The organism is Streptomyces venezuelae (genome assembly GCF_008642315.1).
Classification (GTDB): Bacteria; Actinomycetota; Actinomycetes; order Streptomycetales; family Streptomycetaceae; genus Streptomyces; species Streptomyces venezuelae_D.
Genome location: NZ_CP029192.1, coordinates 2086905 through 2109824 on the forward strand (window position 1 = coordinate 2086905; position 22920 = coordinate 2109824).

Below are 22920 nucleotides of genomic sequence, written 5' to 3' on the forward strand. Positions count from 1 at the left end.
GTTCAGGTCGCGGAATCCTCGTCGGCGATGAGGTCCAGAAGCTGGTCGGGAGTGAGAGTGGCCAGGTCGACGGAGCGGTCTTCGCGGACGAGTCGTGCCGTTGCCTGCTGAGCCCTGAGCTGTTGGGCGCGTTCGATGAGATCGCCGGCGCGGCGCCGTTTGTGGATACGGTCGGCGATGTCCGCGACCGCGAGCATGGCTGAGGGGATGGACACGATCAGGGCCGTCACCGCAACAGGGTCGACGACCTTGGAGTCCGGATCGATCGCCGGTTCCGCTGTCGCAACGGGTTCGGGTGGGTAGCCCCATTCCGTGGTCAACGCGGCGACACTCTTCCCGGCGGCTTCGGCGTCCGCTCCGACAAACTCGATGATCACGGTTCCTCGTTTCCGTCGTCGGTGGCATCCAGTAACTCGTCGAGCTCGTCGACTACGTCCGACATACCGATCTTGACGGCAGCGGCTCGGCTCGTCTGGAACACCTGTCGGGCCTGTGCGCGTTCGCCTGCGGCCAGCAGAAGTTGCCCCCAGGTGGCCCCGACAACCGCGATGCCATCCGGTCGCTGAAGCTGCAAGAACAAGTGAAATGAGGTGGACAGCCTCGGGATGGCCGCGTCGAAATCCTCGCGACTCAGATCGATGCGCGCAAGGCCCCAGTTGGCTGCCGCGACGCCATCCATGTCCCTGAGCTGCTCATTTGCTTTCAAGCGCTTGCGCTGTAGTTCGATTGCTTCGTCGACCTCGCCCCGCTGAAAGAGGATCTCGGCGATCTGCCCCCAGGTGACCGCGACCGAACGGGTGTCACCGATCCGCTCGTAGACAGGCAGTTCGACCTCACGGCGAATCCGCAATGCTTCGTCGACCTCGCCCCGCTGTTCGAGAATGTCAGCGATCTGCCCCCAGGTGATCGCGACCGAGCGGGTGTCACCGATCCGCTCGTACGTCGGCAGGGTGACCTCGCGGCGGATCCGCAATGCTTCCTCGACCTCGCCCCGCTGCTGAAGCACGTCAGAGATCTGCCCCCAGGCGACTGCGGCCGAACGGGTGTCACCGATCCGCTCGAATGCAGGCAGGATGACCTCGCGGCGGATCCGCAATGCTTCCTCGACCTCGCCCCGCTGATAAAGGATCTCAGCGATCTGCCCCCAGGTGACCGCGACCGACCGGGTGTCACCGATCCGCTCGTACACAGGCAGTTCGACCTCACGGCGGAGCCGTAGTGCCTCGTCGGCCTCGCCCCGCTGCTGAAGGATGTCGGCGGTCTGCCCCCACATGACCGCGACCGAGCGAGTGTCGCCGGCGTCTGTGAACAGTTGGCGGGCCTGGTGAAGCAAGTCCTCGGCCTGGTCAACCTCGCCGCGGGTGAGCAGGCGGTTGGCCTGGTCGTAGAGAAGTGCGCCGTGGGCTGCCGGGTTGATCTGCACCTCACTGGTCCGGGTTTGCTGGACCGCACGGTTGAGCAGGGTGTCGGCGTGGGCGCCGTCTCCGCTGGTGACGGCCGCGTCGGCGACGGCCCGTAACAGGCCGACGGGGACCTCGTGGTCGTGGCGGTCGAGGAGAGTGATCGCGTGGTGGCCGAGTTCGGCGGCGGTGGACGCCGGGCCCTGCCGCAGGGCGGACACGGCCGCAGTGGCGCAGTCGGCGGTGATGGTCGGGTTGTCGGCGGCCAGGGCCAGTTGCGTCAACTGCAGGTCCATGTCGCCGCCGCGGTCGGGGCGGGGTATGGGGCCGCCCCACTGGGCGTACAGCGGTTCGGCAGCCACGGAGGCGAGGACGGCCTGCTCGTCGGAGGTGAGGGGCGCCAGGCGTCCGGCCGCGAGGGTGTTGACGGCCAGGGCCGGGACGTTGGGGCGATGCTGGTCGGGAAATGTGTCGAGGAGCCCGAGGCCGCACAGGCGGGCCGCCGATCCGCCGACAGCGGCGGCGATGACGTCGATGACGGGTTGCGGGACCGGGACGGTGAACAGGGTGCAGGCCCGTAACAGGGCGCAGTGGGTGGGTCCGGCCTGGTCAAGGAGTGCGTCGAGGGCCAGGTTCGCCAGGAAATCGCCGATGTCGGCGTTGTCGGCCGGCAGGTCACCCTGGTGAAGGTATGCCTCCATGCCCGCGACCGCGGCCTCGGCACGGGCCTGGTCGACCTGGCTGCTGTAGACCAGGCGCAGCCCGATGAGGTCCTGGAGTCCGGGGTTGCCGCAACTGACGTCAAGGGCCCGCTGGGCCAGGTCGGCTCGCTGGGTTGCGTACCCGGCCGGGGCCAGGCCCTGCTGACGGCGCTGGAGCTTGAGCTGCGCCGCCGACGACAACGGCTGCAACTGGACCGGTTCCAACCGAGCCTGCAACCCGTCGAGCGCGAACGTATAGCGGCTGGTGATCAGCAGACGGCTGTCGGTCATGGACGGGTCGAACGCACTGAGCACGTCGGCGAGTACGGCGGCGTGCTCGGGATCGACCCGGTGCGGGCCGTCGGGGTCGGCGGTGAGGATCTGTTCGAGATCGTCGATGATCAGCAGGAGGGGTTTGCGGATGTCGTCGAGTTGTTGGGCGCACGGTCCGGCCAGCAGGTCGATCAGCAGTGGCCGCAGGCGGTCCGGCTGTTCACGGAGCTCGGCGCGCCTCGCCTCGATGAGGGCGCGGGCATCGGGGTTGGCGGCGACGGCGTCGGCGATGGCGTCGATGATCGCCGTCGGGGTGTAGTCGCCGAACACAACGGCGACGGCCCGGTTGGGGTGACGGTCGGCGATCCGGGCGGCCAGGCTCGACTTGCCCAACCGGCCCTGCCCCTGGAGCAGGACCCCGGCTTTCCGCCCGCCGCGCAGGGCGCGCAGCGTCTGCTGCATTTCCGGGCGACGGCCCACGAACATCTCCGCTGCCGCGACCCGTAGCTGGTGCTTGCGGTCCATGAACGTCTGGGTCCCGTGGTGCGGGGGCACCATCTGGCGCTTGCGGTTTCCCCCGACCACAGAGCCGCCACCAGCCGGGCCCAGCCACAACCGCGCCAGGTGCCAGTCGGCGCGCTGGCGCTCGTCGGAACAGGCCAGTAGATGGCGGCGGGCGACGGCGACGGCCTCGGTCACCTCGACCCGGCGGCTGAGCTGCTGGTACAGGCGTTCGGCGAAACGCGTGGCGGCTCGGTCGCTGACCGAGCCGTCCCAGCCGATGACGGCAGGAATCCCGGCGGTCACCAGCCCGGTGGCCAACGAGTGCGCCACCGGCACGCCGGGATCGGGCGCAGGACCGCCCCGGTGACCGGCACCAGCGGGAACATGTCCGGTCACGTCGGCACCGGTGGCGGTCAGGCAGGCCGACACGAACGCCAGCCGCGGACGAGGGGTCAGCAAACCCACCAGCGCGTCCGCGCTGGTCGGAGAGCCGTCCCCGAGATCGTCCTCCATCAGCAGGACCGGAGTGGCGGGTTCGTCCGGCCCAGGACGCCAGTTGTGCAGCCCGTGGCACGACAGATGAACCACCGGCATTCCACCGAGCTCGGACAGGCGCAGGCCGAGATGCTCGGGATTGCCGGAGTCCTCGACGACGAGATCGAGGCTCGTCTCTCCGGCGGCGGTGAGGATGGCCATCTCCTCGGCCTCGTAGTCCAGTTCGTGCTGTCCCCGGGGTGCCGATGCCATGAACGCGACCCCGAGCCGGTACCCGTCCAGGGTCTGCGGCACACTCGGTTGACCGAGTCGCCGCGCCACCGCGAACAGCTTCGGCGACTCCGCCAGGAACCCGCCCTCGGGGCCGGCCAGCAACTCGTACGGGGCCCGCAGCAGCGCCCACGCCGCTGCCGAAGGTCGCGCCGGAGCCTGAACCTCGAACACCAGCGGCGCCGACGCCTCATCGAGCAGGCGCGTCAACTGGCCGAGGTCGCCGTCGAGCCACCCATACAAGTCACGCCCCACCGCGAGCAACACCTGCTCCTTGGAGCCGCTGCGCACGGCGTCCACGTACTGGGCGGCGACCTTGTCGAGGAGGTCGACGTCTGAAGTCTGCAACAGCCGCCGCGGACCCACCCGTCGGCCATCCACAACCAGCTCGAACCCGTTGGCGTCCAAAATCAGACCGGCGACCATATGCCATCGTAACGTTACGTAGCGGCGCCGTACCAGGGCCCGCATGACGGGCGCCGGGGCTGCGCGGCCTCGCGGCGATCCGGCACACTCAGGCCTCATGCCGATACATCCCGACGCCGCCGACTTCGCACGCCAGACGGAGAACGAGTGGCAAGACCTTCGCACGGAGGCGAGCGAGCTGCCCTACCCCTGGGCGCCCGCCTACCGGAGCCTCATCGAGGCCGCGTACGCCGCACCGGAACTACGCGCCCTGTACCCGTTCACCAGCCACTGGGCGCTGCGCTTCTCGACCACCACGCGCCCGGAGCTGACCCTGACGGGACCGTGCCTGACGACGAACGGCGACGGCACGTACGGAGTGGGCACCGGCTTCCTGACCCCGAACCTCGGCCTGTTCGCCACACCGAGTGAGGCGGTGGCGCTGGCCGTACGCCACCTGTCGTCGTAGCGCCCCGTCGACTGGACCATACTGGGCCCATGAGCCCGACGAGCCGGACCGCGACCCACCCCCACCGGTTCCGTGACCCGCGCCGCACGAGGCTCGACTTCCTGGACTCCGTCCTCGTGCGCTGTCCCGACTGCGACGAAGCCGCACACATTGCACCGGCACCGAGCCCTCCCGGAGAACCCGCCCCGGGCCTCTTCGTGCCGAGGCGTCTCGTCTGCCGCACCTGCGGTACGGCGAAGGAATCGCGTCGCGGTGGCCTGGCCTTCCGCCGGGACCCCTGCGGATCAGCCAGGGACCCGTACTTCGGCGCCCGGCTGTGGCTCCAGACCGAGACCCGGCACGGCTGGGTGTGGGCGTACAACCTGGAGCACCTGGACCTGCTCAAGCGGTTCGTGCAGGCGCAGTTGCGTGAAGGGATTCCCTGGAACGACCACGGCCGGAAGATGACCGTGGTGGCCCGGCTGCCCGCGTGGATGCAGCAGGCGAAGAACCGCGACGAGGTGCTGCGGGCCATCGCCCGCATCCACGCGACGGTGCTCTGATCTGGCCGGAAAGCCCTCCATCTACAGGCCCACCCCTAAGGGGTTCGTCTGCACCCTGGAGAGCACGCGCCCCTCGGACGAACGGTGGATGACGGGGGCCACACCCGCCGTGATGGTGGTGGGGTCGATCGCGCCTCACGCGACCCACACCACTCACCCGACGGGGGACCACACATGGCAGAGCCGGAGAACCCAGAGAGAGTCACCAACGCTCCGAGTCGCAGACACGTGATCGCGGCCACCGCAGCCGGGGGCGCGGCGTTCGCAATCGGAACCGCCGGGACGGCCGGAGCCGCCGAAGGGACGCCGACGCCCACCCCGCGCACCGGGTCGCCCACCGCCCCCATCGGCCCCGACGACCCCCGCTATCTCTCCCTCACCCAACGCGGCTGCAACGCCCGCTTCGTCGGCAAGCCCGACTACTACCGCGTCGTGCACTCCACCGCCGAGGTCGTCGACGCCGTGCAGCAAGCCGTACGGCAGGGCAAGCGCATCGCCGTACGCAGCGGAGGCCACTGCTTCGAGGACTTCGTCGACCACCCGGACATCAAGGCCGTCATCGACATGTCGCCGATGCGCGAGATCTCGTACGACGCCGAGCGGCGGGCGTTCTGCGTGGAGCCCGGCGCGCAGCTCGCCGAGGTGTACCGCGAGCTGTTCATCGGCTGGGGCGTGACGATTCCCGCGGGCGCGACGGCGGAGGTCGGCATCGGCGGGCACGTCGTCGGCGGTGGCTACGGCGTGATGTCGCGGCGCGACGGCGTCTCCGTCGACCATCTGCACGCCCTCGAAGTCGTCGTCGTCGACAAGGACGGCAAGGCCCGCGCCATCATCGCCGAACGCGACCCGGACACCCCGCACCACGACCTGTGGTGGGCGCACACCGGCGCGGGCGGCGGCAACTTCGGCGTCGTGACGCGGTACTGGTTCCGTACCCCGGGGGCCCGCGGCGACGACCCGGCCGAGCTGCTGCCAAGGGCCCCCGCCTCCTTCCTCGCCTTCCGGGCCGGCTGGAGCTGGAAGGACCTCGACGCGCGGGACTTCAAGACCCTCATGCGCAACCACGGGCAGTGGTGCGAACGCAACAGTGACCCCGACTCGCCGTACGCGAGCCTTTTCAGCGTGCTGATGGTCAACACCACCCAGGCGGCGGGCTCGGGCGCCGTCCTCGCCGGTGTGATCGACACGGCCGTGCCGGGCGCGCGGCGGCTCGTGGACGACTACATCGCCGCCGTGGGGAGAGGGGTGGGGGCCCAGCCCGCCATCCGCAGGCCTCCGCTGTCGTGGCTGAACGCGCTGACCTCCATCACGGACACCAGGTCCTCGCCGTTCAAGGTCAAGAGCGCGTATCTGCGGAAGACCTACACGGACCGGCAACTCGACGTACTGCACGAGCACTTGAGGCCGTCCGACGACCCAGCAGCGCGCATCAGCGGGACTCTGTGGCTCGTCGCCTACGGGGGCGCCGCCCGCAAGGTGGCCCCCGACGCCACCGCCGTCGCACAGCGCGACTCGATCCTGAAGGCCGTCTACATGGCGGGCTGGGACGCGGAGACGCAGGACGGCACCCGCGAAACCGAGTGGGTGCGCTCGCTCTATCGCGGGGTGTACGCCGACAGCGGCGGCGTCCCGGTGCCGGGCGCGGTCAGCGACGGCGCGTTCATCAACTACCCGGACGCGGACCTGGACGACCCGGAGCAGAACAAGTCGGGCGTGCCCTGGTACACGCTCTACTACAAGGACAATTATCCGCGGTTGCAGCGGGTGAAGGCGGAGTACGACCCGCGGGACGAGTTCCGGCACAGGTTGTCGATCCGGCCCGCGCGGTAACTGGACGGATGCGCCCGGCCGTTACGGCAGCCGGGCGCATCGCGCACGTTATGCGGTGTGCAGCCGCAGCCCGTACCGCTGAAGGATCTCGTTCACCGGCTGGAACCACGTCTCGCCACCGCTGCTGCAGTTGCCCCAGCCGCCGGACGTCACGCCCTGGGCCTGGTCGCCGCTGATGAACGAGCCGCCCGAGTCACCGCCCTCGGCGCAGACGCTGGTCTTGGTCAGCTGGTGGACGACGGCGCCGCCCGAGTAGTTGACGGTCTCGTTCTTGGCGAGAAGATTCCCGCAGTGCCACTTCGTGGTGGAACCGGAGCGGCAGATCGACGTGCCGACCGGCGCCTCCGCCGACCCCTTCACGAGCCGGTCGGGGATCGCGCCCCAGCCGAGCACGACCGGTACGGTCCACCAGCCGCTGCCGACTGACACCCACGCGTAGTCGTTGTCGGGGAACGAAGAGCCTTGGAACGACCCGATGTTGGAGCCGTCCCAGCCGCGCACACCCGCGCCCGCCTTGCCGCAGTGCCCGGCGGTGACGAAGCCGCCGTGCACGGAGAAGCCGATGGAGCAGCGGACGTTGCCGGTGTAGTACGGGTCGCCGCCGACGGTTCCGGCGGCGAAGGTGCTCGGCGCCTCCGGGACCGTGTCCACGCGCAGGGGGGCGGTGGCGCGGGCACGGCGGAGGAAGTCGGTGACATCGTTGTCGGCGCGGTGGCCTTCGACGACGTCGACGACGAGCCGGTTGGCCTTGGCGTCGACCCGCCAACTGGCCACGCCCGCGGGCGCCTTGACCTTGTCCTTGCCGTGACCCTTGGCCGCGAACTTGTCGACGCGCGCCTTGGCGGCGTCCAGCTCGGCGGCGCTGTGCTCGACGATGCGGACGTCCGCGCCGGTGCCGCGCACGTCCGCGGCGGCGGAGCGCTCGGTCAGGGCGACGGTGAGGCGGCCGCGCCCCGCGTCGAACCAGGCTCCGCCGTACGCGTCCCCGGCCGCCTTCTTGGCCGCGCGCTCGACCTTGACGGCCTGCTTCTCGTCGGCGAGCCGTTCGCGGGCGGCGGCGGGCGAGAGGCCGAGGTCGCGCTGCATCGCTTTGAGGAGACCGTCGGAGGCGAGTGCTTCGCCCGAGGCGGAGGTGCCTGCGGTGGCGGGGCCGGAGTCGGCGGCGGCGGTGGGGACGAGCGCGGTGCCCGCGCAGGCGGCCGCGACGAGTACGGCGGACAGGCCGAGGCGTGTGGTGGTCTTGCGTCTCACAGGGGGGACCTCTCTTCGTTCCAACAGGGGGTGGGTGGAGCGGAGTTGAGTTCTGAGAGCGCTCTCTCTGGATGGTGCGGGAGAGCGTAGGGAGACTGTGAGAGCAAGTCCAGACGCGCGGCGGCACATCTCGGCCGTTCCCGGGTCGTCGGCCGTCCGCTCGACAGCGCGGTGGCGGCGTGCCTAAGATCCACGGCGACATCGCGTGCCGGTCACCGACCGGGTGAGGCATGGAGGTGTCGGGAGATGCCTTGTGGAGGCATTCCTTGTCCGTCCATTTGAATCACACGATCGTCCACGCCCGGGACAACCGGGAGTCCGCCGAATTCCTCGCGGAGCTGTTGGGCCTCGAAATCGCCGAAGAATGGGGCCCGTTCATCGCGGTCGCCCTCAGCAACTCCGTCACCCTCGACTTCGCCACCGTCCCGGCCGAGTCGATCACCCCGCAGCATTACGCCTTCCTCGTCCCGGACGCGGAGTTCGAGGCGGCGTACGACAAGATCCGCGCACGCGGCATCGAGCACTGGGCCGACCCGCATCAGAAGCAGCCGGGCGAATTCAACCGCAACGACGGCGGGCGGGGCGTGTACTTCCTGGATCCGGCCGGGCACGCGATGGAACTCATCACCGTGCCGTACGGCGGGTGGCCCCGGGCGTAGCCGCGCGGATCCATGCGCATCCGCGCGAATCCGCCAATCCCCAGGTTTCGGGATACCGGGGTGCGGGGTGCCCCTGGGAGCTTCGTCGCAGGAAGTGCGGGACGGTTCCAGAGCGGAGCCCGCACCCGGACGGGAGAACGAAATGAAGCGATGGACGGCCATGCGCGGATGGCGACCGGTACTCGCCCTCGCGGTCGGTGCGGGTACCTTCCTGGGCGCGGCGGGTCCGGTGGCCGCGGCCCGGGACCAGCAGGTCCGGGAGTCGGGGGCCGCCGCCTCCGGCTATCTGAACCTGCACCAGTGCGCGTACTACGCGAGCAGCCTCGACGACCACTTCAACACCTTCGTGACGCCGAGCGGCGACGGCCGCTACTCCACCGGCACGAAGCACTCCGCCACCGCCGACACCTCGGCCGCCTGCGGCGCGGGGAACGGCAACCACGTACCGGTGCCGCTCCTGCACGGCGTCAACGCGCTGAACCTCGGCTCGGGGCGCTATCTCAACCTCCAGCAGTGCGACTACTACCGCAGCGCGGCCACCGACCGTTTCACCACCCTGGTGACACCGAGCGGTGACGGGCGCTACTCCACCGGCACGAAGGTCTCGAACACCAGAGAGACCACGCCCACCTGCGGTCCGGGCAACGGCAACCACGTGCCCAACCCGGGGCTCTCGGGCTCCCTGCCCCTGGACCTGACCTCGGGCAGCCGCCTCAACCTGCACCAGTGCGTGTACTACTCGGAGCGGCTCAAGAGTCACATGACGAGCGTCGTGCCCGCCCCGGACAAGCGGTACACGACCGGCACGAACATCTCCGACACCGTCGACACACGGCCGAGCTGCGGTGCCGGCAACGGTGACTACGTTCTCGTGCCGCTGCTTTCGGCCGTGAAGAGCATTCCGCTGAGCTGACCCGTCACGCGCGGCGACGTGCGCGGTAGGCACGTTGCCGGCAGACGGGTGAGCAGTACGTCGGGGGTCGGCCGCGCGACGGGGGCGCGACCGGCCCCCGACAGCTGGGGCAGATCCCCGGCCTTTCGGACTCGCCGGCGCCCCTCGCCGGGTGAGCGGGGCGGTGACACGCGGAAGGGCCGTACCCCCCGGGACGATGCCCGGGACGTACGGCCCTCGACTGCCTGTCCTGCCCGCTGACTACTTGCGGATCAGGCTGCGCAGCACGTACTGCATGATGCCGCCGTTGCGGTAGTAGTCCGCCTCACCGGGGGTGTCGATGCGGACGACCGCGTCGAACTCCACACCGGAGTCGGTGGTGACCTTGACCGTGCGCGGGGTCGAGCCGTTGTTCAGCTCGGTGACGCCGGAGAAGGAGAAGGTCTCCTCGCCGGTCAGGCCGAGGGACGAGGCGGTCTGGCCCTCCGGGTACTGGAGCGGCAGGACGCCCATGCCGATGAGGTTCGAGCGGTGGATGCGCTCGTACGACTCGGCGATGACGGCCTTGACGCCGAGGAGCGCGGTGCCCTTGGCGGCCCAGTCGCGGGACGAGCCGGAGCCGTACTCCTTGCCCGCGAGGACGACCAGCGGGATGCCCTGGTCGATGTAGTTGCGCGAGGCGTCGTAGATGAACGAGACCGGCGCGTCGTCCTGCGTGAAGTCACGCGTGAAGCCGCCCTCGGTGCCCGGCGCGATCTGGTTGCGCAGGCGGATGTTCGCGAAGGTGCCGCGAATCATGACCTCGTGGTTGCCTCGGCGCGAGCCGTACGAGTTGAAGTCGCGGCGCTGCACGCCGTGCTCCGTCAGGTACTTGCCGGCCGGGGTGTCGGCCTTGATCGCACCGGCGGGCGAGATGTGGTCCGTCGTCACCGAGTCGCCCAGCTTGGCGAGGACACGGGCACCCTGGATGTCCTCGACGGGGGACGGCTCGTGCGCCATGCCCTCGAAGTACGGGGGCTTGCGGACGTAGGTGGACTCGCTGTCCCACTCGAAGGTGTTGCCGGTCGGGATCGGCAGCGCCTGCCACTGGGCGTCGCCCGCGAAGACGTCCTGGTAGGACTTGTTGAACATGTCCTCGCCGATGGCGTTCGCCACGACGTCGTTGACCTCGGCCTCGGTGGGCCAGACGTCCTTGAGGTAGACCGGGTTGCCGTCCTGGTCGGCGCCCAGAGCCTCGGTGGTGATGTCGATCTTCATCGAGCCGGCCAGGGCGTACGCGACGACCAGCGGCGGCGACGCCAGGTAGTTCATCTTGACGTCGGGGTTGATGCGGCCCTCGAAGTTCCGGTTGCCGGAGAGGACGGACGTCACGGCCAGGTCGTGCTCGTTGACGGCCTTGGAGACCTCGTCCGGGAGCGGACCCGAGTTGCCGATGCAGGTGGTGCAGCCGTAGCCGACGAGGTTGAAGCCGACCTTGTCGAGGTAGGGAGTGAGCCCCGCCTTGTCGAAGTAGTCGGTGACGACCTTGGAGCCGGGCGCGAGGGTGGTCTTGACCCAGGGCTTGCGGGTCAGGCCCTTCTCGACGGCCTTCTTCGCGACGAGCGCGGCGGCGACCATCACGTACGGGTTCGAGGTGTTGGTGCAGGAGGTGATGGCCGCGACCGTCACCGCGCCGTGGTCCAGCTCGTACGTCGAGCCGTCGGGGGCGGTCACGAGGACCGGGTTCGACGGGACGCCGTTCGTGGTGGCCGGGGCGTCGGAGGCCGGGAAGGACTCCTTGCCCGCCTCGTCGACCGAGTCGACGTAGTTGCGCACGTCGGTCTTGAACTGCTCGGCGGCGTTGGCGAGGACGATGCGGTCCTGCGGACGCTTCGGACCGGCGATGGAGGGAACGACCGTCGACAGGTCGAGCTCCAGCTTCTCCGAGAAGTCCGGCTCGGCGGCCGGGTCGAGCCAGAGGCCCTGCTCCTTGGCGTACGCCTCGACGAGCGCGACCTGCTGGGCGTCGCGGCCGGTCAGGCGCAGGTAGTTCAGCGTCTCGTCGTCGATCGGGAAGATCGCGGCGGTGGAGCCGAACTCCGGCGACATGTTGCCGATGGTGGCGCGGTTGGCGAGGCTCGTGGCCGCCACACCCTCGCCGTAGAACTCGACGAACTTGCCGACGACGCCGTGCTTGCGCAGCATCTCGGTGATCGTGAGCACGAGGTCCGTGGCGGTGGTGCCCGGCTTCAGCTCGCCGGTCAGCTTGAAGCCGACGACGCGCGGGATGAGCATGGAGACCGGCTGGCCCAGCATCGCGGCCTCGGCCTCGATGCCGCCGACGCCCCAGCCCAGCACGCCCAGGCCGTTGACCATCGTGGTGTGCGAGTCGGTGCCGACGAGGGTGTCGGGGTACGCCTGGCCGTTGCGGACCATGACGGTCCTGGCCAGGTGCTCGATGTTGACCTGGTGGACGATGCCGGTGCCCGGGGGGACGACCTTGAACTCGTCGAAGGCGGTCTGGCCCCAGCGCAGGAACTGGTAGCGCTCCTTGTTGCGGCCGTACTCCAGCTCGACGTTCTGGCCGAAGGCGTCCGACGTACCGAACTTGTCGGCGATGACGGAGTGGTCGATGACCAGCTCGGCCGGGGCGAGCGGGTTGATCTTCGCCGGGTCGCCGCCGAGCTCCTTCACGGCCTCACGCATGGTGGCGAGGTCCACGACGCAGGGCACGCCGGTGAAGTCCTGCATGATCACGCGGGCCGGCGTGAACTGGATCTCCTGCGCGGGCTGGGCCTGCGAGTCCCATTCGCCGAGCGCGCGGATGTGGTCGGCGGTGATGTTCGCGCCGTCCTCGGTACGGAGCAGGTTCTCCAGCAGCACCTTCAGGCTGTAGGGAAGGCGTGCGGAGCCCTCGACCTTGTCCAGCTTGAAGATCTCGTACGACTCGTCGCCCACGCGCAGCGTGCTGCGGGCGTCGAAGCTGTTCGCCGACACGACAGTCTCCTTCAGATTTTTTCGCGCGTTCCGTACATCCTGCCGCCACGACTCCTCGTCGGTCCGCTAAGGTAAGGCTTAGTTAGGTAACCCTTACCGAGTGGCGGCTTCTGGTGCGCCTCGGCAGATATCTCGATGTCGAGATAACTCTAGTACATGACCCCTGGGTACGACGAGGCGCGCCCGGGCTGTCCCGTTTCCGTCGCGCGAGGTCGGGGGCAGCATGAACCGTGGAAGAAAACGACCTGACCATACGTCCCATCGGCGGACGCGAAGATCTGGACCTGTTCACCCGACTTCCCTACCTCCTCAACGAGGAACTGGCGGACGACCTCGCCACCGGCCGCCGACGCCCTGAATGGATGTGGGTCGCCCTGCGCGGCGACCGCCTGCTGGCCAGAGCCGCCTGGTGGAGTCGGGCCGACGGCGAAACACCCCTCATCCTCGACGTCCTCGACATGGACGACAACGCCGCGGACTCCGATCGCACGGACATCGGGGTGCGGCTCCTGCGCACCGCGATGGCCGCCACGCTTCCCGACGGGTCGAATCCCCCCGAGTACAGCCGCTTCGTCCCGCCGGACTGGCGCGAGGACACGGTGACCAGACAAGCCGTCGAGGACCGGATGACGGTGTTGGAGAGGACCGGCGCCCGGCTCTTCGTCGAACGACTGCGGCTGGAGTGGCGTCCGGAGTCACTTGCCCCCGTGCCCACCGGGGGACGCCTCGCGTTCCGGCCGGTCCACGGCGCCGAGGAACTCGTGGCCCTGATGGCCGTGGCCCTGGACGGCACCCTCGACGCGCACGGCCGTGCCGACCTGACCCGGATGACCGCCCAGGAAGCGGCCGCCAAGCACTACGAGGACGAGTTCGCGCGCTACGCGAGCCCACGAGACTGGTGGCGGATCGCGACACTGCCCGGCGGGGAGCCGGTGGGGTTCGTCATCCCCGCGCACAACGGATACAACGCGATCATCGCCTACATCGCGGTCCTCCCCGCGCACCGCGGCAACGGCTACATCGACGACCTTCTCGCCGAGGGCACCCACGTCCTCGCCGCCCAGGACGTCCCGCGCATCCGCGCGTCCACGGACCTGGGCAACGCCCCGATGGCGAACGCCTTCCGACGCGCCGGATACGTCAATTTCGGGCGTGAGATCAATATGACCTGGCAGTGATGGCCGTCAGCTCGTGCCCGCGGTCCGAGCGGTGAGTGCCACCGTCGTGTAGCGCATCGGGAAGCTGCCGCCCAGCGTGTCGACGGCGGCGCCCACCGCCTCGACGACCTCGGACCGCGCCCGCGCCGGGAGGCGGGTGAGCGCGCCCTGGGTGGGGAGCTGGTCGAGCCAGGCGTCTCGGGTGTACGTCCACTGCCACTCGTAGGACCACCGCTCGGGGTCGTCGAAGGCGTTCGTCGCGCGGACGCCGTCGGCGGCCGTGTCGAGCAGCGGCTTCGGGCTCGGCTTCGAACGGACGTCGACCGGCGAGTCCGGCGCCACCCTGTGGAGCGCGTCGGCGAACGCGTCCGCCACGGCGGGCGGCGGCTCGTGCACGTTCCAGAACGCCACGAGGAGGCCGCCGGGGCGCAGGACCCGGGCCGCCTTCGCCGCCCCCGCGACCGGGTCGACCCAGTGCCAGGCCTGTCCGGCGACGACCGCGTCGAACGTACGGGCCGCCGGGTCCCAGTCCTCGAAGGTCCCGGCCTCGACGTCGGTGCCGAGCCGCCGCGCCAGGTCCGCCATCCGCGCGTCGGGCTCGACCCCCAGCACCTCGCACCGCCGCCCGCAGCTGCCGGGCGACGATGCCGGTGCCGCAGCCGACGTCGAGGACGGCGGGGCCGGGGGCGGTGGTGGCGATGCGGCGGACGAGCGCGTCGGGGTAGCGGGGGCGGGCGCGGTCGTAGCGTTCGGCGTCCTCGCCGAAGGATTCGGCCATCCGACGGTGCCGGTGCGGCTCGCCCTCAGGGATAGTGGGCATGTGCCCACTCTGAGTGGGCACATGCCCACTCGTCAACGGGGCGGGACGAAGTGGGAGCATGAGCGGCCGAGAGAAGGGTGGGCTTCAAGTGCCTACAGGGGTGGCCATCCGCGATGTCCGCGAGCAACTGTTCGCCGCCGCGGAACGTGTCCTGCTCAGGGACGGGCCGAACGCGCTGACCAGCCGGGCGGTCACCACGGAGGCGGGCTGCGCCAAGGGGGTCCTGCACCGGCACTTCGACGACTTCGACGCGTTCCTCGCCGAGCTGGTGCGCGACCGGATCGGCGAGGTGGAGGGGCGGGGCGCCGCGCTGTCCGGGGCCGCGGGGACCGGCACGGTCGCCGGGAACGTCGCCGCCGCGCTGACGGACCTGTTCGGGCCGCTCGCGCTGGGCGTCCTCGGCCTGGTCGCCTCGCGCGACGCGCTGCGGGCGCGGCTGCGCCGCACCACGCCGGTCGGCATTCCGCTCCTGACGGAGGCCGGGGCGGTGCTCGCCGCCTACCTCGCGGCGGAGCGCGACCTCGGCCGGCTCGTCGCGGAGTGCGACCCCGACGCGCTCGCCTTCACCGTCGTCGGGAGCGGGCACCTGCTGTTCGCCGGGCGTGACGGCGGCGCTCCACCGGCCGCGGAGGTCCGCCGGGTCGTCGGCACGGTGCTCGCCGGGGCGACGCCTCAGACCGGCTGAGTGGGGCGCGGGTTCGACGACGCCCGCACGATCAGGCCGGCCGGGACCGACACCGGGCCCGAAGGCGCCGTCCCGTCGTCCTCGATCAGGGCGACGAGGACCGCCACGGCGGCGCGGGCCATCTGTTCCGGGGAAAGGGTCACCGTCGTCACGGGCGGGGTCGTCCGCGCGTAGGCGGGGTCCTCGCTCGCGCAGACCACGCGCAGGTCGTCGGGGACGCGCAGGCCGTGGCGGGCCGCCGCGGCGAGGAGTTGGCGGCCTCCGGGGTCGTACGCGGCGTGGACGGCGTCGACCCGGTTCTCGGCATCCCTCAGCAGCACGTCGAACGCGTGGCCTTCGTCGTCGGCCGGGTCGAACGGGACGACGAGAGGGGGCGTGGCACGGTCCGCGCACCAGCGTTCGTACGCCGCCGTCACCGCGTGCGCGTAGTGCTCGTCGCCGCTGCCTGACTGCAGGGCGACGCGGCGGGCGCCGGACGCCACGAGGTGGTCGAGCACCTCGCGGACGGCCGACTCGTGGTCGTTGTCGACCCAGTGGTCGCCGGGGCGCGGGTCGCCGGGCACGCCGTCGAAGACCAGCGGGATGCCGCGGGCGCGCAGGGCACGGACCATCGGGTCGCCGCGCGGGCTGTCCATGATCAGCATGCCGTCGACGGCGAGGCTGTGCCAGGAGTCGTCGGCGGCGCGGTCGGCGGGGAGGGTGACGAGGGCGTAGCCGCGGGCGTGGGCGGCGGAGGTGGCCGCGGTGACGGCGCGCGAGAAGTAGGCGATGTCCGTGTAGTTCCAGGCGGCGGGGAACGTGGTGACGGCGATGCCGAGCGTGCGGGTACGGGGCGGGCCCGGCGTGCCGTAGCCGAGGCGGGTCGCCGTCTCGCGGACCCGGCGGCGGGTGGCCTCACCGACCCTTCCGGTGCCGTTGAGGGCGTGCGAGACCGTCGCCGTCGAGACCTCCGCGGCGCGGGCTATGTCGGCGAGAGTCGGCCCTGGCACGCGGCACATCGTACGGAATCCGTCGTCCGGGGCGGGTTCTGGTTAACGGATTACTCGTCAAGGGTTCCCTCCACCTTCCCTGCCGGTCCCGTCACCTTTGGAGTGTGGTCGTGCCCCAGTCGTCCGAAGCCTCCGCCCAGCCCTCCCCCCTCTCGCGGCGCGGTCTCCTCGCCGCCGCGGGGGCCGCCGGAGCCGTGGGGGCGGCGAGCCTCGTCACCGCGGCGGGCCCCGCCGCCGCGGCCTCCTCCCCCGCCGGCCCGGCATCCCGTCGCCGCTCCGCCGCCCTCGTCGTGCACAACGCCCGCGTCTTCACCGGCACTTCCGCCCACCCCACCCGGCACGAGGCCGTGGCCGTGGCCGTCGGGCGGGACGGGCGCATCCTCGCCGTCGGTCCCGACGCCGTCGTCAAGCGCCACGTCGGGCGGGACACCGATGTCGTGGACGCGGCCGGCGGCACCGTCATGAGCGGCATCCACGACGGGCACGCCCACCCGATGGACGCCGCGAGCCGGTCGCTGCGGCCCTCGCTCGCGGGCGCCGAGCAGACCGTCGAGGAGCTGCGGAAGACGCTGACGGGGTTCCTCAAGGACTCGGCGGAGCAGGAGCCCGACGGGTGGCTCGTCGTGGAGGACTGGAACCCGGTCGGGCTGCTGCCGCACGGCACCGCCCCGCACCACACGATGCTCGACGCCCTGCCGACCCGCCGCCCGATCGCCCTGCGCGGCGGCGACGGCCACAACCTGTGGGCCAATCAGCGGGCCCTGGACATCGCGAAGATCACCGCGTCCACGCCCGACCCGGTCGGCGGCAAGATCGTGAAGGGGCCGGACGGCAAGCCGACCGGGGTGCTCAAGGACGACGCCCAGCCGCTCGTCTCCCGGCACATCCCCGAGCCCGACGAGACTCGATTGGCGGATGCCGCCGCGAAAATCCTCGCCGAGGCGGCCGCGTCCGGGGTCACCACGTTCATGGAGGCCGTCGTGGGGCGCGACGAGCTGAAGCTGTATCAGCGGCTCGCCGAGTCGGACCGGCTGCTCCAGCGCATCGTGCCCGCCCTGCGCGTCGACACCGACATGACGAAGGATCCGGCCGCGGCACTCGCGTACGCGAACAAGCTGCGGGCCGACTTCCGGGACGTACGCGGACTGCGCTTCGGGACCGTCAAGGTGTTCCTCGACGGCGTCATCGAGTACCCGGCGCAGACCGCCGCGCTCCTTCAGCCGTACCTCGACAAGGACGGCAGGCCCACCGACCACCGCGGCGACCTGTACGTGTCGGCGGCCGACTACGGACGGCTCAGCGCCGCCTTCAACGCCGAGGGCTGGCAGATGCACGCGCACGCCATCGGCGACCGCGCCGTGCGCACGTCCCTCGACGGGTACGCGTACGCCCTGCGGAAGACCGGCCGCCGTGATCTCCGCAACACCACGGCCCACCTCCAACTGGTCGACCCCGCCGATCTGCCGCGGTTCGCCGCGCTCGGCGTCGTCGCCTGCATGCAGCTCCAGTGGGCCGCCCGCAACACCTGGACGATGGACGCCCTGCTGCCCTACATCGGCGCCCGCCGCCACCGTTGGCAGTACCCGGCGCGCAGCCTGAGGGACCGGCGCGCGGCGCTCGCGGGTGGCTCGGACTGGCCGGTCGACCCCCTGCAGGTCTGGAACCAGATCCGCACCGCGATCGACCGCGAGGGCATGGAGGGCGAGGGCGACCTGTACCGCGCGGAGGAAGGCCTCAGCCGTACGTCGTCCCTGCTCATGCACACCATGGGCACCGCGCGTCAACTCCGCTCGGACCGCCTCACCGGCACCGTGGAGAGGGGAAAAGCAGCCGATCTGGTGCTGCTCGACCGCGATGTGACGCGGTGTCCGGTGGCCGATATCAGTTCGTCCGAGGTGCGCCTGACGCTCGTCGGAGGCACAGTGGTGCACGACGCACAGTCGTCGGCAGGACGCGCGGCCGCCGCCCGAGTGACGCGGGCGGCGGCGGGGCCCCGGCCCACGGCGTACGCGTCGGTGCACGGCGGCCGGCACGCCTCGTGCGGCTGCGGCTGAGCCGCACGCCCCCGCGCACCGGAAAAGGCCCCTCTTACGGCCGATCCTCGGATGGCCTACCCCAACGCGTACGCCATCTCATATCTGAGATAACGTACGACACATGGCAGACGACTACCTCGTACGCATCGGCAAGCTCATCCGCGACGCCCGGCAGCACCGGGGCTGGACGCAGACGCAGCTCGCCGAGGCGCTCTCCACCAGCCAGAGCGCCGTGAACCGCATCGAGCGCGGCAACCAGAACATCAGCCTTGAGATGATCGCCCGGATCGGCGAGGCTCTCGACAGTGAAATCGTCTCGCTCGGGTACGCGGGCCCCATGCATCTGCGAGTTGTCGGCGGCCGTCGGCTCTCCGGCGCCATCGACGTCAAGACGAGCAAGAACGCGTGCGTGGCGCTGCTCTGTGCGTCCCTCCTGAACAAGGGTCGCACGGTGCTGCGCCGTGTGGCCCGCATCGAGGAGGTCTACCGCCTCCTGGAGGTCCTCAACTCCATCGGGGTGCGCACCCGTTGGATCAACGACGGCGTCGACCTGGAGATCGTGCCGCCCGCCAAGCTGGACATGGACGCCATCGACGCGGAAGCGGCCCGCCGCACCCGCTCGATCATCATGTTCCTCGGCCCGCTGCTTCACCGCATGGACCACTTCAAGCTGCCCTACGCGGGCGGCTGCGACCTGGGCACCCGCACGATCGAGCCACACATGATCGCGCTGCGCAGGTTCGGCCTGGACATCGCGGCGACCGAGGGGCTGTACCACGCGACGGTCGCCCGCGACGTCTCCCCCGACCGTCCCATCGTCCTCACCGAGCGCGGGGACACGGTCACCGAGAACGCGCTGCTCGCCGCGGCCCGCGGCGCCGGCACGACCGTCATCCGCAACGCCTCCTCGAACTACATGGTCCAGGACCTGTGCTTCTTCCTGGAGGCGCTCGGCGTCAAGGTGGAGGGCATCGGCACGACCACCCTGACCGTGCACGGCGTCCCCACCATCGACGTCGACGTCGACTACTCCCCCTCCGAGGACCCGGTCGAGGCGATGAGCCTGCTGGCCGCCGCGGTCGTCACGGAGTCGGAGCTGACGGTGCGCCGGGTGCCGATCGAGTTCCTGGAGATCGAGCTCGCGGTCCTCGAGGAGATGGGCCTCGACCACGACCGCAGCGCGGAGTACCCGGCCGACAACGGCCGCACGCGCCTGATCGACCTCACGGTCCGGCCCTCCAAGCTGGAGGCGCCGATCGACAAGATCCACCCGATGCCGTTCCCCGGCCTGAACATCGACAACGTCCCCTTCTTCGCGGCCATCGCGGCGGCAGCGCAGGGCAAGACGCTGATCCACGACTGGGTCTACGACAACCGCGCGATCTACCTCACCGACCTCAACCGCCTCGGCGGCCGTCTGCAACTCCTGGACCCGCACCGTGTCCTGGTCGAGGGCCCGACCCGCTGGCGCGCGGCGGAGATGATGTGCCCGCCGGCCCTGCGCCCCGCCGTCGTCGTGCTCCTCGCGATGATGGCGGCCGAGGGCACGTCCGTGCTGCGCAACGTCTACGTCATCAACCGCGGTTACGAGGACCTGGCGGAGCGCCTGAACTCGGTGGGCGCGCAGATCGAGACGTTCCGGGACATCTGAGTCCGGTTCGCCCGGGGCCCGCACCACGGTGCGGGCCCCTGTGCTTCATCGCCGCTTACGCGGTCACTGCCCGGACGCCGCGAGTTCCTTCAGGTCGACGGTCTCGCCCTTGGCCGGGGTCTCCGGCTTCACCGGCTTGTCGTAGTCGCCGAACGTCGCGTCGTTGGGGGCGTCGCCGCCCTTCGTGGAGACGCGGAGGATGTACGGCTTGCCCTCCGTGGCGACGTACATCGTGTTCGTCTCGCCGCCGGAGCCCTTCTTCGTCAGGGCGATGGCGTCCTTGCCGTCGACGGACGTCGTCTCGCCCTTCTTCATGCCCTTGCGCTCGGACTTGTTCTCGTCCATCGACGCGACCAGGCCCTGCTTGTCGCACATGCCGGCGGTCGAGGCGTCGTCGGCGGGCATCTTGACCCACTTGTCGGCGACCTTGGAGATGACCTTCTCCGAGCCGGGCTTGTTCTTCAGCGAGGCCTTCCAGTACTGCTCGTTGCCCCGCATGTACAAGGTGCCGTTCGTGTGCCGCACCTCGGCCTTCGCGCCGCCCGTGCCGATCGTCCCCTCGCAGTTCTTCTCCTGGTCGACCGCGATGTCGAGGCTCACCGGCTTGCCGTCCTGCCGCATGTCGCCCTTGATGCGCATGGAGTCGGCACCCTTGGTGGCCGCCACCGCCTTGGAAGCGATCTGGTCGGCGCTGTCCTTGGCGAACGGCTTGTCGGACCCGCCGCCGTCGTCGCTGTCGCCACAGCTCGACAGCAGCGCAGCCGCGAGCACCGTGACCCCGATAACACCCGAAACCCTTCGCGTACGCACGTGGTAACCCCTCCTGCGGAACTCTCGGACGTTCCGTTTCGCACGACCCCGGTGGCCGCGGTCGTCGCCGGGTACCCCGTGATCCGCACGTTGCACCCGGTAGCAGGCATTCCGCCTTTCAGGAAAAGGACCGGTGCATGACACCGGAAACCGGGGGTAACAGGGGCATCAGATCCCCCCACCAGTGCCCCCACCGACATCTGTGCAGGAGTACGTTCATGTTGCAGGCACACCCCTCCGTCCTCGCCGACCTCGTCGAACGTTACGAATCCCTCCACGCGAAGACCGACAGCGCGGCGGTCGACCCCGCGCTGCGTCGACAGCTCGACGACGTCACGTACACCCTGTGCGTCATCACCGGCACCCGCTCCCTCGAGCAGGCACTCGCCGCGGCCCGCCGACGTGCCAGAAAGGTCCGGGACGTGCGCGCTCAGGCCAGCACCGCGGTTCCGTCCAGCTCCACCAAGGCCTCCTCGTCCCACAGCCTGACGACGCCCACCACCGCCATCGCCGGATAGTCGCGGCCCGCCAACCGCTTCCAGATCCGGCCCAGTTCGCCGGCGCGGGCCCGGTAGTCGGCGACGTCCGTGGCGTAGACCGTGACGCGCGCGAGATCGGCCGGGGTGCCGCCCGCGTGGCGCAGGGCGGTCAGGAGGTTGGTGAGGGCCCGCTCGAACTGCTCGGGCAGGGTCGACCCGGTGACCTTGCCCTCGCTGTCCAGCGCGGTCTGTCCGGCGAGGAAGACCAGACGGGAGCCCGTCGCGGTGACGGCGTGCGAGAAGCCCGTGGGCGGCGAGAGTTCGGCGGGGTTGACGCGGTGCAGGTGGTCGCTGTCGCTCATGCGGGCGGCTCCTCCTCGTGGGCGTGCGGCTGGGCGTGTGTCTGTGCATGCGGCTGGGCGTGCGCCTGGGCATACAGCTCCTTGGCGATGATCGTGCGCTGGACCTCGCTCGCGCCCTCGTAGATCCGGGGTGCACGCACCTCGCGGTAGAGGTGTTCGAGCAGGTGGCCGCGGCGCAGCGCGCGGGCGCCGTGCAACTGGACCGCCGCGTCGACCACATACTGCGCGGTCTCCGTGGCGATGAGCTTCGCCATCGCGGCGCGCCGGGCGATGCCGGGGCCCTGCGGCCCCTCACTGTCGTACGCCGCCGCTGCCGCGTACACCATCAGGCGGGCCGCCTCCGTGCGCGTCGCCATCTCGGCGACCTGGTGGCCGACCGCCTGCAGATCCTTCAACGGGCCGCCGAACGCGGTCCGTTCGGCCGTGTGGGCCAGGGTCGCGTCGAGCGCGGACTGCGCCATGCCGACGGCGAACGCGCCGACGCTCGGCCGGAACCGGTTCAGCGTCGTCATCGCGACGCGGAAGCCGCGGTCGACCTCGCCGAGCACGTCCTCCTCCCCGACCCGCACGCCGTCGAAGGCGAGGGCACCGATGGGGTGCGGGGAGAGCATGTCGAGCGGGGTGCCGGTGAGGCCCGCGCGGTCGGCGGGGACCAGGAACGCGGTGACGCCGCGGGACCCCGCCCCCGACGACGTGCGGGCGAAGACGGTGTAGAAGTCGGCCTCGGGCGCGTTGGAGATCCAGCACTTCTCGCCGGTGAGGCGCCAGCCGCCGGAGCCGTCCCGCTCCGCCGCGAGGCTCAGGGCCGCCGCGTCCGAGCCCGCGCCCGGCTCGGAGAGCGCGAAGGCCGCGACGGCGTGCCCGGCGCGGACGGGCGGCAGGCACCGCTCCCGCTGCTCGGGCGAGCCGTGGGCGTGCACGGGGTGGGCGCCGAGCCCTTGCAGGGCGAAGGCGGTCTCCGCCTCCGTGCAGGAGTACGCGAGCGACTCCCGGGTCAGGCAGAGGTCGAGGGCGCCGGACGCGCCGCCGGGACGCCCCTCGCCCACCCCTCTCTCCTCGAACAGGCAGCCCAGCAGGCCCAGTTCGCCGAGCGCCGCGACCATGGGCCGGTTCACGTGGCCGGGCTCGCCCTTCTCCGCCAGGGGGCGCAGACGCTCGGCGGCGAGCGTCCGCAGCTCCGCACAACGGGCGGTTTGTTCAGGATTGAGCGAGAATGCCGTCATCCCGGATCCTTCCTTTATCGCGCACCGTTGACTGTCGTCAC

The 22920-nt window shown here is 70.7% G+C and carries 18 protein-coding genes and 1 pseudogene; 10 read left to right on the top strand and 9 right to left on the bottom strand.

Features of this window, described 5'->3' with window-relative positions; all coding sequences use genetic code 11:
- Positions 1–2: 2 nt before the first annotated feature.
- Both DEJ48_RS08760 and DEJ48_RS08765 read right to left on the bottom strand, forming a co-directional pair.
- On the bottom strand, positions 3–377 hold the full coding sequence (locus DEJ48_RS08760) for a hypothetical protein (RefSeq protein WP_150215621.1): 375 nt from the start codon (positions 375–377) through the stop codon (positions 3–5).
- Positions 374–4069, bottom strand: a complete 3696-nt coding sequence (locus DEJ48_RS08765) for a CHAT domain-containing protein (protein WP_150215622.1) — start codon at positions 4067–4069, stop codon at positions 374–376. The genes DEJ48_RS08760 and DEJ48_RS08765 overlap by 4 nt, the downstream gene beginning before the upstream one ends.
- A gap of 97 nt (positions 4070–4166) precedes the next feature.
- Here DEJ48_RS08765 and DEJ48_RS08770 point away from each other — a divergent pair, with 97 nt between their 5' ends.
- From DEJ48_RS08770 to DEJ48_RS08780, 3 genes are all read left to right on the top strand, one after another.
- A complete protein-coding gene (locus DEJ48_RS08770) occupies positions 4167–4517 on the top strand; it encodes a DUF6193 family natural product biosynthesis protein (RefSeq protein WP_190537286.1) in 351 nt (116 codons plus the stop codon).
- A gap of 29 nt (positions 4518–4546) precedes the next feature.
- Positions 4547–5059, top strand: a complete 513-nt coding sequence (locus tag DEJ48_RS39645) for a hypothetical protein (protein WP_190537288.1) — start codon at positions 4547–4549, stop codon at positions 5057–5059.
- Positions 5060–5233: 174 nt separating this feature from the next.
- A complete protein-coding gene (locus DEJ48_RS08780; RefSeq protein WP_150215623.1) occupies positions 5234–6889 on the top strand; it encodes an FAD-dependent oxidoreductase in 1656 nt (551 codons plus the stop codon).
- A 48-nt stretch (positions 6890–6937) separates the two neighbouring features.
- Here the strand turns inward: DEJ48_RS08780 and DEJ48_RS08785 are convergent, their stop codons facing one another.
- A complete protein-coding gene (locus DEJ48_RS08785; RefSeq protein ID WP_223831963.1) occupies positions 6938–8140 on the bottom strand; it encodes a S1 family peptidase in 1203 nt (400 codons plus the stop codon).
- 266 nt (positions 8141–8406) lie between these two features.
- On the opposite strand from DEJ48_RS08785, the gene DEJ48_RS08790 reads away from it, so the two are divergent.
- Both DEJ48_RS08790 and DEJ48_RS08795 read left to right on the top strand, forming a co-directional pair.
- Complete coding sequence (locus DEJ48_RS08790) at positions 8407–8799, top strand: VOC family protein (protein ID WP_150215625.1); 393 nt, start codon at positions 8407–8409, stop codon at positions 8797–8799.
- 142 nt (positions 8800–8941) lie between these two features.
- Positions 8942–9712, top strand: a complete 771-nt coding sequence (locus tag DEJ48_RS08795) for a hypothetical protein (RefSeq protein ID WP_150215626.1) — start codon at positions 8942–8944, stop codon at positions 9710–9712.
- Positions 9713–9952: 240 nt separating this feature from the next.
- Here DEJ48_RS08795 and acnA read toward each other — a convergent pair whose 3' ends face one another.
- Positions 9953–12667 carry an aconitate hydratase AcnA gene (acnA, locus tag DEJ48_RS08800; RefSeq protein ID WP_150215627.1) on the bottom strand — a complete coding sequence of 905 codons (2715 nt, stop codon included), beginning with the start codon at positions 12665–12667 and terminating at the stop codon, positions 9953–9955.
- Positions 12668–12897: 230 nt separating this feature from the next.
- Here acnA and DEJ48_RS08805 point away from each other — a divergent pair, with 230 nt between their 5' ends.
- A complete protein-coding gene (locus DEJ48_RS08805; protein WP_150215628.1) occupies positions 12898–13845 on the top strand; it encodes a GNAT family N-acetyltransferase in 948 nt (315 codons plus the stop codon).
- A gap of 6 nt (positions 13846–13851) precedes the next feature.
- Here the strand turns inward: DEJ48_RS08805 and DEJ48_RS08810 are convergent.
- Positions 13852–14644: pseudogene (locus tag DEJ48_RS08810) on the bottom strand (class I SAM-dependent methyltransferase).
- Between the two features lie 88 nt (positions 14645–14732).
- On the opposite strand from DEJ48_RS08810, the gene DEJ48_RS08815 reads away from it, so the two are divergent.
- Positions 14733–15329, top strand: coding sequence for a TetR/AcrR family transcriptional regulator (locus DEJ48_RS08815; protein WP_150215629.1), 597 nt, complete (start codon positions 14733–14735; stop codon positions 15327–15329).
- Here DEJ48_RS08815 and DEJ48_RS08820 read toward each other — a convergent pair.
- Positions 15317–16327, bottom strand: coding sequence for a LacI family DNA-binding transcriptional regulator (locus DEJ48_RS08820; protein WP_150215630.1), 1011 nt, complete (start codon positions 16325–16327; stop codon positions 15317–15319). The genes DEJ48_RS08815 and DEJ48_RS08820 overlap by 13 nt on opposite strands.
- A gap of 101 nt (positions 16328–16428) precedes the next feature.
- Here DEJ48_RS08820 and DEJ48_RS08825 point away from each other — a divergent pair, with 101 nt between their 5' ends.
- Both DEJ48_RS08825 and DEJ48_RS08830 read left to right on the top strand, forming a co-directional pair.
- On the top strand, positions 16429–18372 hold the full coding sequence (locus tag DEJ48_RS08825; protein WP_223831964.1) for an amidohydrolase: 1944 nt from the start codon (positions 16429–16431) through the stop codon (positions 18370–18372).
- Positions 18373–18475: 103 nt separating this feature from the next.
- Entirely contained in the window at positions 18476–20005 is a 1530-nt protein-coding gene (locus DEJ48_RS08830) for a helix-turn-helix domain-containing protein (RefSeq protein ID WP_150173344.1), read from the top strand.
- A 63-nt stretch (positions 20006–20068) separates the two neighbouring features.
- Here the strand turns inward: DEJ48_RS08830 and DEJ48_RS08835 are convergent, their stop codons facing one another.
- The gene (locus DEJ48_RS08835) at positions 20069–20776 is read right to left on the bottom strand and encodes a hypothetical protein (protein ID WP_223831965.1); all 708 of its coding nucleotides are present in this window, start codon (positions 20774–20776) and stop codon (positions 20069–20071) included.
- A 257-nt stretch (positions 20777–21033) separates the two neighbouring features.
- Here DEJ48_RS08835 and DEJ48_RS08840 point away from each other — a divergent pair, with 257 nt between their 5' ends.
- Positions 21034–21333, top strand: coding sequence for a DUF5133 domain-containing protein (locus DEJ48_RS08840; RefSeq protein ID WP_150215632.1), 300 nt, complete (start codon positions 21034–21036; stop codon positions 21331–21333).
- Here DEJ48_RS08840 and DEJ48_RS08845 read toward each other — a convergent pair.
- Both DEJ48_RS08845 and DEJ48_RS08850 read right to left on the bottom strand, forming a co-directional pair.
- Entirely contained in the window at positions 21246–21656 is a 411-nt protein-coding gene (locus tag DEJ48_RS08845) for a RidA family protein (protein ID WP_150215633.1), read from the bottom strand. The two genes, DEJ48_RS08840 and DEJ48_RS08845, sit on opposite strands and share 88 nt — an antisense overlap.
- Positions 21653–22879, bottom strand: coding sequence for an acyl-CoA dehydrogenase family protein (locus tag DEJ48_RS08850; protein WP_150215634.1), 1227 nt, complete (start codon positions 22877–22879; stop codon positions 21653–21655). Before DEJ48_RS08850 ends, DEJ48_RS08845 begins: the two co-directional genes overlap by 4 nt.
- Positions 22880–22920: the final 41 nt, after the last annotated feature.